Annotated in this window: 11 protein-coding genes; all 11 read right to left on the reverse strand. The window is 43.7% G+C overall.

The annotated features are described in order from the left end of the window. Nucleotides 1-3: 3 nt before the first annotated feature. The 11 genes from nuoL to ndhC all read right to left on the reverse strand — a co-directional run bounded on the left by nuoL (nucleotide 4) and on the right by ndhC (nucleotide 11,949). Entirely contained in the window at nucleotides 4-1,899 is a 1,896-nt protein-coding gene (nuoL, locus tag B9T24_RS03385) for an NADH-quinone oxidoreductase subunit L (protein ID WP_086164481.1), read from the reverse strand. Beyond that, nucleotides 1,896-2,204 carry an NADH-quinone oxidoreductase subunit NuoK gene (nuoK, locus tag B9T24_RS03390; protein ID WP_004651041.1) on the reverse strand — a complete coding sequence of 103 codons (309 nt, stop codon included), beginning with the start codon at nucleotides 2,202-2,204 and terminating at the stop codon, nucleotides 1,896-1,898. The genes nuoL and nuoK overlap by 4 nt, the downstream gene beginning before the upstream one ends. Further along, complete coding sequence (nuoJ, locus tag B9T24_RS03395; RefSeq protein ID WP_171264842.1) at nucleotides 2,204-2,722, reverse strand: NADH-quinone oxidoreductase subunit J; 519 nt, start codon at nucleotides 2,720-2,722, stop codon at nucleotides 2,204-2,206. The genes nuoK and nuoJ overlap by 1 nt, the downstream gene beginning before the upstream one ends. After that, nucleotides 2,722-3,264 carry an NADH-quinone oxidoreductase subunit NuoI gene (gene nuoI, locus B9T24_RS03400; RefSeq protein WP_086164483.1) on the reverse strand — a complete coding sequence of 181 codons (543 nt, stop codon included), beginning with the start codon at nucleotides 3,262-3,264 and terminating at the stop codon, nucleotides 2,722-2,724. The genes nuoJ and nuoI overlap by 1 nt, the downstream gene beginning before the upstream one ends. A gap of 18 nt (nucleotides 3,265-3,282) precedes the next feature. Then, nucleotides 3,283-4,299 carry an NADH-quinone oxidoreductase subunit NuoH gene (nuoH, locus tag B9T24_RS03405; protein WP_074945959.1) on the reverse strand — a complete coding sequence of 339 codons (1,017 nt, stop codon included), beginning with the start codon at nucleotides 4,297-4,299 and terminating at the stop codon, nucleotides 3,283-3,285. A gap of 3 nt (nucleotides 4,300-4,302) precedes the next feature. Continuing rightward, complete coding sequence (gene nuoG, locus B9T24_RS03410) at nucleotides 4,303-6,984, reverse strand: NADH-quinone oxidoreductase subunit NuoG (protein WP_086164484.1); 2,682 nt, start codon at nucleotides 6,982-6,984, stop codon at nucleotides 4,303-4,305. Nucleotides 6,985-6,995: 11 nt separating this feature from the next. After that, nucleotides 6,996-8,324, reverse strand: coding sequence for an NADH-quinone oxidoreductase subunit NuoF (gene nuoF / locus B9T24_RS03415; protein WP_086164485.1), 1,329 nt, complete (start codon nucleotides 8,322-8,324; stop codon nucleotides 6,996-6,998). Continuing rightward, nucleotides 8,321-8,830 (reverse strand): NADH-quinone oxidoreductase subunit NuoE, encoded by a 510-nt coding sequence (gene nuoE / locus B9T24_RS03420; RefSeq protein ID WP_004651034.1) that lies wholly within the window; start codon nucleotides 8,828-8,830, stop codon nucleotides 8,321-8,323. Before nuoE ends, nuoF begins: the two co-directional genes overlap by 4 nt. Before the next feature lie 11 nt (nucleotides 8,831-8,841). Continuing rightward, complete coding sequence (gene nuoC, locus B9T24_RS03425; RefSeq protein ID WP_086164486.1) at nucleotides 8,842-10,629, reverse strand: NADH-quinone oxidoreductase subunit C/D; 1,788 nt, start codon at nucleotides 10,627-10,629, stop codon at nucleotides 8,842-8,844. Nucleotides 10,630-10,716: 87 nt separating this feature from the next. After that, nucleotides 10,717-11,394 carry a NuoB/complex I 20 kDa subunit family protein gene (locus tag B9T24_RS03430; protein ID WP_074945961.1) on the reverse strand — a complete coding sequence of 226 codons (678 nt, stop codon included), beginning with the start codon at nucleotides 11,392-11,394 and terminating at the stop codon, nucleotides 10,717-10,719. A 6-nt stretch (nucleotides 11,395-11,400) separates the two neighbouring features. Continuing rightward, a complete protein-coding gene (gene ndhC / locus B9T24_RS03435; protein WP_086164487.1) occupies nucleotides 11,401-11,949 on the reverse strand; it encodes an NADH-quinone oxidoreductase subunit A in 549 nt (182 codons plus the stop codon). Between the last annotated feature and the right edge of the window lie 399 nt (nucleotides 11,950-12,348).

The following is a 12,348-nucleotide window of genomic DNA, read 5'->3' on the forward strand; positions in this document are numbered from 1 at the left end:
ATCTTATTTCCCCACGACCTGAATCACGATCAAGATCATCAGTAATACTACGACACCAAGTGACATACTTGATGCGTATTCACGCAATGAACCTGTTTGACGCGAGCTGGTGAAGCTATGACCACTTTTAACAATGGCAGGAAGCACTAACCACAAACCATCAATCGGATCACGACCTAGAATTTTCGCAATCAGCAAATATGGTTTCACAAATACGATGTTATACAAGGCATCGAAACCAAGTGCATTACGACAGATATTAACAAGACCAGCACCCAATGAAGTTTGAGCAAAACCTTTCACTGCATTATAAGCAAATACAAATAAGATTACGCCAACCACCAGACCTGCCAGTGCAATACCGACTGCTGTGTGCTCTGCACCATGTACCCCTGCTTCAAGCGCTTCAGGAATAACAAATGCTGGAATTTTTGCAGCGTTTAGAATCGCTTCGACTGGTGCTTTTAAGAAGTACGCTAAACCTGTTGAAAGTACGGCCAAAATCGCTAAAGGAGCCCAATAAGTCGCACCTTTAATTGCGTGATATGGCATATTTTCTTTACCAAAGAATACCACCCAAATTAAGCGGAATGTATAAATTGAGGTTAAGAATGCACCTGCAACACCCGTCCAATATAAACAGTTATATACTGGAAGATTTGCAATATGACTTTGCGCCCAAACTGCGCCAAGAATGGCATCTTTTGAGAAGAAACCAACGGTTAAGAATGGAATCGCTGCCAATGCACCGCCACCAATGGCGAAGCAAGCAAACAAGAATTTGTTATGTTTAAACAAACCACCCATTTTGAAGATGTTTTGTTCGTGATGGTAAGCCAGAATCACTGCACCTGAAGAAAGGAACAATAACGCTTTAAAGAATGCGTGAGCAAGCATGTGGAACAAACCTGCTTGGTAAGCTTCAGCACCAACAGCCATAAACATATAACCCAGCTGACTCATGGTTGAGTAAGCCAAAATACGTTTGATGTCTGTTTGTACCAATGCAGCAAAACCAGCCACAATCAATGTTACCGCACCCGTGATTGAGATAAACATCATCACTTCAGGGGTCATTTCAAACACAGAGAACATACGGCAGCACAGATAAATACCTGCGGTTACCATTGTTGCAGCATGGATTAATGCAGAAACAGGTGTAGGACCTGCCATCGCATCGGCCAGCCATGTTTGTAATGGAATTTGTGCAGATTTACCTGCCGCACCCAAGAACAACATTAAAGATGTCCAGATTGCCAGTGAATGATCACCCGCTAATACTTGAGGTGCATTGGCAACGATTGTTCCAATATGCAAAGTACCAAATTGTTGGTAAAGCAAGAACAATGCGATCAGCAAGAATACGTCACCGACACGCGTTACAGTAAATGCTTTGATTGCAGCAAAACCATTTTCAGGGTTTTGGTAGTAGTAACCAATCAAAAGGTAAGAGCAAAGACCTACACCTTCCCAACCCAAGAACAATAACGCTAAGTTATCGCCCAATACGAGCAACAACATGCTTGCTACAAACAGGTTAAAATAAGAGAAGAAACGCGCGAAATCTTCTTCACCACGCATGTACCATGATGCAAAGATGTGGATAAGGAAACCCACACCCGTCACCATACCCATCATAAGTAATGATAAACCATCTAAATGTAAGCTCATGCCCGGTGCAAAACCACCGACATTGAACCAAGTCCACAGATGTTGAACTTGTGCCACTGAGCCATTTGCAACAAAGCCCATGCCAGCTATCAATGCAAATAAAGCAGATAAACCGACTGAACCGACCCCAATCATGGCTGCAACATTTTCAGGAAGCTTGTTACGCCCTGCCGCTAAAAGGATAAAACCAATGAGCGGAAATAATACTGTTAAATATAAATAACTCATCCGCGCATCTCACTAGCAGCATCCACATCCAAATGATGGAAGCGATGGTAGAACTGAAGGACGATCGCAAGACCAATACATGCCTCAGCAGCAGCAAGGGTTAAAATCAAGATAAACATAATTTGTCCATCTGGTTGTAACCAAGCACTCCCCGCTAAAACAAACGCAAGTGCAGCTGCGTTCATCATAATTTCAAGGCTCATTAACATAAATAAGAGGTTGCGTCGCACCATTACACCGTAAAAACCAAGTGCAAAAAGAATGGTTGCAACGATCAAACCATGTTCTAAAGGGATGTTGCCCATTATTCTTTTTCCTTTTCTGCACTTGGTTCACGTTTGCCTAAATGGAATGCTGCAACAAGGGCTGCAAGCAATAACATCGCGGCAACTTCAACCAATAGTAAATAGTGAGTAAAGAGCGTTTGACCAACGGCTTTAGGTCCAATCACTTCGGTGCCCATCACAGGACCAGCCGTGGTGTAATCTGAACCAAGCATCCATACAAGCACGAGGCCCATCAGGAAACTCATTAACGCTGGATACGCCCATGCAGATGAAGTGAGCCACTTACGTTCTTGCTCAACAGTATGTTGACCCAGATTCAGCATCATCACCACAAACACGAACAACACCATGATCGCGCCTGCATAAACAATAATTTCAAGCGCACCAGCAAATGGTGCACCCACGATCATAAACATTCCTGCCACGGCAAGAAGTGATACGATCAAGCTCAGCAATGCATGTACAGGATTCGCATTGGTGACAACACGAACCGTAGAGATAATGGCCACAAGTGCCATCAAATAAAATGGCCACATCATGGTAATAAGCTCCGTACGTCAACAGGCGCACTTTCACGTTGTGCTTGACCTTTCTCTTTACCTGTAACAGCCATACCCGTTACACGGTAGAAGTTATAGTCAGGATATTTACCAGGACCTGAAATGAGTAAGTTTTCTTTCTCATAAACCAAATCTTGACGAACGTATTCACCTAACTCGAAATCAGGTGTCATCTGAATTGCAGTCGTTGGACATGCTTCTTCGCACATACCGCAGAAAATACAACGCGAGAAGTTGATACGGAAAAACTCCGGATACCAACGGCCATCTTCTTTTTCAGCTTTTTGTAAAGAGATACAACCCACTGGACATGCTACCGCACATAGGTTACATGCAACGCAGCGCTCTTCACCATCTGGATCACGAGTCAATACAATACGACCACGGAAACGCGGCGGAACAATTTGTTCAGCTGGCACTTCTGGATATAAAATGGTGTCACGTTTACGTGTCACGTGGCTAAAAACCATCCACAATGAACGTACAATTGACCCGAATCCAGCTAGAATTTTATACATTTTGTACTCCTTGCTGTCCTAGGCCTGATTCATCAGAATCACAGCACCAGTCACCAACAAGTTGACCAACGCCAATGGCAAACAAATCTTCCAACCAAAGTTCATGACTTGGTCATAACGTGGACGCATTAATGAGCCACGAGCCAAGACAAACATCATTACAAAGAATGCTGTTTTAATAATGAACCAGAATACGGGTGGAATAAATGGAATTTCTAAGTTGAATGGTGCGAGCCATCCACCGAAGAATAAAGTAACGATCAGTGCTGAAATAAGAACCACGTTGACATATTCTGCAACGAAGAACATCCCCCACTTCATACCACCATATTCAACGTGATAACCTTCGGCCAATTCTTGTTCAGCTTCTGGTTGGTCAAATGGGTGACGATGCGTTACTGCAACACCTGCAACAACAAAGATTAAGAAACCTAAAAATTGAGGAATTACGAACCACACATCACGTTGTGCTTCTACAATTTCACGCATGTTGAATGAACCCGCAATTGCGACCACACCCATCAATGAAATACCCAAAAACACTTCATAAGAAATGGTTTGTGCTGCAGAACGTAGACCACCCAATAACGCATATTTGTTATTAGACGCCCAACCACCAAACAGTACGGCATACACTGCAATACCTGCCATTGCCATAAAGAACAATAAGCCAATGCTCATGTCCGCAACGCCAAGCGTTGGGCTGACAGGAATCACCATAAATGACAGTACCGCAGTTGCCATGGCAACTGCTGGTGCTAAACGGAAAGTCAATTTATCCGCAAACTTTGGTGTCCAATCTTCTTTAAACATGATTTTCAACATGTCAGCAACGATTTGGAACATCCCCCCAGGACCAACACGGTTTGGACCGTAACGGTCTTGCCATAATGCAAGTAAACGACGTTCGATAAATGACATCAACGCAGCGACAAGCACCACCACAAGCAAGATCACAATCGCTTGAATAACCGAGTAAGCGATTGGCCAGTTCTCAGCCCAAAGCGGTGTTTGACGTATAATTTCTTGATTCATGAATTACACTCCTACCGCGACTGATACAGGCTCTGCAAGTGAAATCGTTGGTGCACGACCAATTGGATAACCAATATAACCTGTCGGCAAATATTCAATCACTTGAACTGGAAGACTAATGGTTGCTTCACCTGCTTGCACAGTAATTTTTTGACCATCTTGCACATTTAGACGTGCAGCATCTTGCTCACCTACCGCAAACATCGCGTTTGGAATACGAGACTCCATCGCTGGTGTTTTTAGCGTAAATTCACCTGAAGCAAAGATGTGATGCATCGGCACTAAACGGAAGCTTTCTGCATTTACTACAACAGGTGTTGGCGCAACAAAAGTACGTACAGGACGTTTTTTCAGACGGTCGAATAAACGAATGCCTGAATCACCACCTTTTAAGTGACCACCCACATTGTCTTGGAATTTATTCCAAGCTTGTGGAGAGTTCCAACCCGCAGACCATGCAAATGGAACCAATGCCGCTGGCGTTTCATTCCCCACATAACCTTCCATAGAGAATGTTAATGCAGAATCAATATCAAGCGGTTGTTTAGGCTCATGCACAGATAACGGCGCACGCATAGAAGTACGACCTGAATAACGACGTGGTTCACGCGCAATTTTCAGACCATGTACACGGTAGCCTGCATCTGGTGCAACATCTTGAATGCCTTCCAATGCTGGAACATTCTTGGCAACAGATTCAATCACGTCATCTAGTAATGTCCAAGAAATAGCCTGACCTTTCAGACCTGTTTCAAGGGCATGTAACCAGCGCCATGATTCTTTAATCGCCAATTCTGGTTTGTAGTAGCTCGGGTCATACACTTGATAGAAACGCTGTGCACGGCCTTCTTGACTCACCACAGTACCATCACCTTCAGCGAAACTTGCCGCAGAAAGTACCACAGAGGCTTTCTTCACGGTTTCAGTTTCAGAATGATCAAGTACGATCACATCGTTCACTTTAGCAAGTGCAGCATCGACTTGAGCTGTTGGTAAACGACGGTATAAGTCATTTTCAACCACGATAATGGCATCATAGTCTTGCGCAAATGCTTGCTCTAAACTTTGACCACCAAAAATTGCCAAGCCCATTGAGTTCACTTCAGGAACTGTCAAGGTTAAACCTGCATTACCAAGGTTCTGTGCAATTTGTGCAGCCGCTTCCATGATCGCTGGATCTTGCAAGCTAGTACCTGAAATGATCAAAGGTTTTTTCGCAGCTTTTAAGGTATCCGCAATGGTTTGTGCAAATGCTTTGGCATCGTCATCTAAACCATTTACCGTTTCGCCTTGCAGTGCCGCAGCAACCGCAAAACCTAAACGGGCAATATCATTTGGAGAAGCAACCACTTCACCTGTTGCAACATCAGAAAGACGTGTTTGCGTTGCAGCCAAAATGTAAATCGGAGATTTTTCATCTTGAGCAATACGCTGTACTGGTTCAGCTAACCATTCTTGCGTACGACGCTCTGCCGCCATTTCTTTGGCTTTGTTTTTCGCAGCTTGGCGAACAGACAATGCCATACGTGGCGCAGTTTGGGTTAAGTCTTCACCTAAGATGAGTACTGCATCATAACTTTCAATTTCACGCATACTCGGGTTGTAAACACCCTCGGTTTGCATGATCGATGCAGCCAACTCAACCAAGTTTTGCTCTTTCTGAGAAAGACCTGTAGAGAAGTTGTCTTGACCGACCAATTCACGTAATGCAAAGTTTGATTCAATTGATGCACGTGGTGAACCAATACCCAATACTTTTTTGCCTTGGATATTTGCAATCACGCTATCCAGTGCTTGATCAACTGAAACCGTTGCGACGTTTTCACCATCACGGAATTGTGGTTGACGTGGACGATCTGCACGGTTCACATAACCAGTACCGAAACGACCTTTATCGCAAAGGAAGTATTGGTTCACGTCACCATTGAAACGGTTTTCGACACGACGCAGTTCACCATAACGTTCACCCGGAGAAATATTACAACCTGACGAACAGCCTTGGCATACGCTTGGCGCATACTGCATGTCCCATTTACGGTTATAACGCTCAGAATGGGTTTTGTCAGTGAATACACCCGTTGGACAAACTTCAGTTAAGTTACCCGAGAATTCAGACTCTAAAGTGCCTGATTCTGGACGACCAAAGTAAACACGTGATGCACTTGCATACACGCCAAAGTCCGTACCACCTGCGTAATCGTTGTAGTAACGCACACAACGATAACACGCGATACAACGGTTCATTTCATGTGAAATGAATGAGCCTAGCTCTTGGTTGTAATGCGTACGTTTAGTGAAGCGATAACGACGACGGTCATGCTGTGTCATCACGGTCATGTCTTGTAAATGACAGTGACCACCCTCTTCACACACTGGACAGTCGTGTGGGTGATTGGTCATCAAGAATTCAACAATAGAGGCACGAAAATCTTTCGCTTCTTTGTCTTCAATCGAGATATAGGTATTGTCAGATGCAGGCGTCATACACGACATGACTAAGCGACCACGGGTATCTTCCGCATTCGCATATTGAGTCACAGCACATTGACGGCAGGAACCGACAGAACCTAAGGATGGATGCCAACAAAAATATGGGATGTCGATGCCCAGACTCAAACATGCTTGTAGCAAGTTTTCCGAGCCGTTGACTTCATACGATTTTCCATCGACATGAATTGTAGCCATAGTCGAATTCCTTAAGCTTGTTCTACGTGACTAACTTGAGCAGCAGCATTCACTACTTTTGCTTCAAATTCGCCGCGGAAATATTTGAGTGCACCCATAAGTGGTTCCATTGCACCTGGTGCGTGGGCACAGAAAGTTTTACCAATCCAGAGCTTACGCGTAAGCTCTTGTAAGTGATCGATATCTTCTTTCTTACCTTCGCCATTCTCAAGTGCTTTTAGCGCTTTGACTGCCCAAGGTAGACCATCACGACATGGGGTACAGAAACCACATGACTCACGTGCAAAGAATTCTTCTAAGTTACGAGTTGCTGAAACCATACATTGCGTTTCATCAACGACCATCAACAAACAGGTGCCTAAACGTGAACCTGCCTTCATGATGCTTTCTGCATCCATAGGCAAATCAATATGTTCAGCAGCCAAGAAATCCGTTGATGCACCGCCCGGTAACCAAGCTTTTAGTGTTAAGCCATCGCGCATACCGCCCGCATGGTCTTCAATCACTTCACGCGCAGTCGTACCAAATGGCAGTTCCCATAAACCAGGGAATTTCACTTTGCCTGATGCGCCATAAATTTTAGTGCCTGGATCTTTCGATTTACCCGCAGATAAACCCACATACCATTCAGGACCACGTAAAATAATGGCAGGTAAGTTATTGAAAGTCTCTACGTTGTTGACAATAGTAGGACGCCCCCAAGCACCTGCAACCTGTGGAAATGGTGGTTTAGTACGTGGATTTGCACGGCGACCTTCAAGCGAGTTAATCAATGCAGTTTCTTCACCACAAATATAACGACCCGCACCTGTATGCACGTGTAAATCAAAGTTCCAACCTGTACCTAAGATGTTTTCACCCAAGTAACCTTTGGCACGAATTTGCTCTAAAGCTTCATTCAAGAAACCAGCAGCTTCGATATACTCACCACGGATGAAGATATAACCTTGCGTTGCTTCTAATGTATAAGCCGCAATCAACATACCTTCAATCAATTGATGTGGAAGTTTTTCCATCAACAAACGGTCTTTAAAGGTGCCCGGTTCCATTTCATCAGCATTACAAATCAGGTAACGAGGGCCACCATCATTGGGTGCCATCAATGACCATTTAATCCCTGCTGGGAAACCTGCACCACCACGACCTTTTACCGTCGCAGCTTTAATGACATCAAGTACTTCGGCAGGTTTCAGCTCAATCGCCTTTTTAAAACCTGCATAACCTTCAAGCGCTTCGTAGTCATCAGCATTACGAACTTCGTCACGCTGACTCAAACGCCAAGTCAATGGATGAGTTTCTGGGTTACCGTCACCATAAATTGGTTTTGGTTCAGTATTCATACATACTTCTCCAATAACTGTTTAATTGAAGTCACTTCAACCAATCCATGAGTGTCTTCATCAATCATTAAGGTTGGCCCTTTGTCACAGTTGCCTAGACAGCAAATTGGCAGCAAAGTAAAACGACCATCCGCAGTCGTTTGACCAAACTGGATGCCAAGTTCGCGCTGGAATGCTTCTGCCAAAGTTTCCGCACCCATCAAGAAGCAAGCAATTGAGTCACAAAGTAAAATCACGTGACGACCAACAGGTTGACGGTAAATACGGTTATAGAACGTCGCTACACCTTCTAAATCAGCAACACTGATTGTCAAAAGCTGAGCAATAGCATTCATCTGTGCGTCATCTACCCAGCCATTACGGCGTTGTACACACTTTAAAGCATCCAGTGATGCAGCACGTGGGTATGGATAGTGACCAATGTGATGTTCAATTTCATGGATTTCGTCCGCAGTCAAAATCCCTTCAACATTCACACGTGGCTTTTTATCAGTCAAAATCATCATAATGCGTTCCCCTAGCGATCCACGTCAGCCATTACGACGTCAATGGTCGCTAAATAAATGATTAAGTCAGACATTAAGCTGCCATTAATCACAGAAGGCATTTGCTGTAAATGAGTGAAAGTTGGTGTACGAATACGAGTACGATAACTCATGGTTGACTTATCTGAAGTCAAGTAGTAGTTCGATGCACCTTTCACCACTTCCGCCATTACAGACGCTTCACCAGCAGGCATCACAGGACCCCATGACACGCTCAAGAAGTGCGTAATCAAAGTTTCAATATCTTGTAATGTCTTGTCTTTTGGCGGTGGAACAGCCAAAGGATGATCCGCCTTATATGGACCAGAAGGCATGTTATCCAAGCACTGCTTCACAATCTTTAATGATTCATTAATTTCATGAAAATGCACCATCACACGCGCGTAAGCATCACCTTCATACTCTAAAGGCACTTCAAAGTCGTAATTTTCATAACCACTATAAGGACGATATTTACGCACATCAAAATCGATACCTGTCGCACGTAAACCTGTACCTGTTACACCCCAAGCCAATGCAGATTTTGCATCGTATTGCGCAACATTACGGGTACGGCCAATAAATACTGAGTTGCGTAGTGCAGCTGTATAGTATTCATTCATACGCTTCGGCATCCATTCGAGAATTTCACGAATCAGATGTTGCCAATTGTTTGGCAAGTCATGCGCAGTACCACCAATACGGAACCATGCTGGATGCATACGGTAACCTGTAATGGCTTCAATCGCGTCATAGATCTTTTGACGGTCAGCAAACATATAGAATACAGGGGTCATACCACCGGCATCTTGAATTGCAGTACCAATGAATAACAAATGGTTATTGATACGGAATAATTCAGACATCATGACACGGATACATTGCGCACGGTCAGGAACAGTAATTCCCGCCATTTGCTCTACACCCATCACATAAGGCATGTTTTGCGCACAACCACCCAAGTAGTCCACACGGTCGGTATAAGGAATGAATGAATGCCAAGTTTGACGTTCAGCCATCTTTTCCACACCACGGTGGTGATAGCCAATATCAGGCACACAGTCTTTCACTTCTTCGCCATCTAACTGCAAAATGATACGGAATGCACCGTGCGCAGATGGATGGTTTGGACCTAAGTTCAAGAACATGAAATCTTCATCGGCATTACCGCGTGATAGACCCCAATCTTCAGGAACAAAACGTAAGTGTTCTTGCTCGAAATCCTGCTTCGCTTGGTTCTGCATATACGGCGTATATTCAGTGGCACGTGCAGAATATTCTTTACGCAGTGGGTGACCTTCCCAATACGTTGGCAACAAAATACGACGGAGCATTGGATGCCCTTCGAAATTGATCCCGAACATATCGTAAGCTTCACGTTCGTACCAGTTGGCATTTGGCCAAATGTTGGTTGCGGTTGGAAGATTGAGATCACTCTCACTCAACGCAACTTTAATACGAATATCACTGTTACGCTCTAGCGATAACAAATGATAAAACACAGTAAAGTCTGATGCAGGCAAACCGTCACGATAGGTACGTAAACGCTCATCTACCGCAGACAAATCGAACAACATCACGTATGGACGTTCGACTTTCCGCAAGAACATTAGAACATCTTGTACGCGCGTGCGCTCAACCCAGACCGTTGGAAAATCTTCAAAAGTCGCTTGCACATAGAAGTTCTCACCAAATTTGGCTTTGAGCTCTTCTACAATTGCAAATGCTGGGCGTGAATCAACAGGCGTTGATTCTGGCATAGCAATGTCAGTTTCAGCCATTGGCTTGGCTTCCTATTTAATACAAATTCAGTCAACTTTAACGACAATTACACCCAGATCGGGTGCATCAATATTTCATCGTTAAAATTATTTAATTTCATCCATAGAGCGTAAGTTTTTCACTGCAATACGTTCAGCATTCTTACGGTCACGTTCTGGCTGCATCTTTGGCTTATATACTGGCTGAAGATCATCACCAATCACCGCTGAAAGTGGACGGCGCTCAAGTTGAATTTGGTCTTGCAACAACATTAATGCTTGCAATAATGCTTCAGGACGCGGTGGGCAACCTGGGATGTACACATCGACAGGAATGATTTTATCCACACCTTGTACAACTGAATAGATGTCATACATACCACCAGAGTTTGCACAAGCACCCATTGAAATCACCCATTTAGGCTCTAACATTTGCTCATATAAACGCTGAATTACAGGTGCCATTTTCACGAAGCAAGTCCCTGCAACGATCATTAAATCCGCCTGACGCGGTGAAGCACGAATAACTTCGGCACCGAAACGTGACATATCATGCACACCCGTTAAGGTTGTTGCATATTCTACGTAACAGCACGATGTACCAAAGTTAAAAGGCCATACCGAATTTTTACGGCCCCAGTTTACAGCTGTATGTACCACGTCCTCTAAACGAGTCATGAATACATTTTTATTCACTTCTTCTTCAAGCGGATCGGCAACAATCTGACGCTCTTGAAGTGGATATTGATCAGCATCCGGATTCGCACGGGTTAATGTGTATTTCATCCCGAGTTACTCCTTAATAGATGATGTAGCCGGTGTTTTTGCTTTCACACGACCAGAAGATTGAGCTGGAATTTGACCTGTAGGGTCCATTACCAACTCTTCGATAGAATTAAAGCGAGTAATATCCGCAAGATTCATATTTGGCGAACCAATTTTCAGTGGTATACCTGCTGATTTGCGACGATCTACTGGTGCCCAATTTAAAGCACCGACAGAAATTGCATAAATTAAAGCAATCAACAAGTCGACAACAAAAATCACCACAGTGGTAAAACCAAACCAACCGACTTCACGAACCGATGTTGCCCATGCGTAAAGATAAAGTGCTTCTAGGTCGAAGACTACAAAGAAAATTGCAACCAAATAGAATTTAGCAGACAAGCGGATGCGTGCTCCACCAGCACCTACCACACCTGACTCAAATTGCTCTTGCTTCGCACGGCCCCATGACTTACCCCCAAGGAGTAAAGGAACTGTGAGCATAAAGACGCAAAGAAATGTAACGCCGATCACGAAGGCAATAATTGCCCAATCGTATGGAGTAATGGCACTCATGCGGGGATAACTCCTGGCAGGCCTAATTTATTAACAAAGAATGTATGTATTGGCCTTCAAATACACCAAACACAAAATTAATCCCGCCAATTGTACCTGATTTATGATTTCACTTGCTAGCTTATCAGCCTTAGTCTTTTGGATGATATTTTAATCATTTTGCATTTTTTTCAAAGCTTAAGCCCCATTACTTCCCAAGCAATCGCTTTATCAAATCAAAAAAAGAAAAGTGATTATTTTTTTCAAATCCATTAAATCGACCTTTATCTTTTTAGAGTAAAATTTTAATCACCACATCATTCGCTTATAGCATAGGCTTTATCATCAGGCGCAAATGATCAAATATTTATGTGCTGTACCAAAGAGTAAGCCATACCAACCCAAATCATTTTTATTACA

This window comes from Acinetobacter sp. ANC 4654, from assembly GCF_002135425.1.
Classification (GTDB): domain Bacteria; phylum Pseudomonadota; class Gammaproteobacteria; order Pseudomonadales; family Moraxellaceae; genus Acinetobacter; species Acinetobacter kyonggiensis.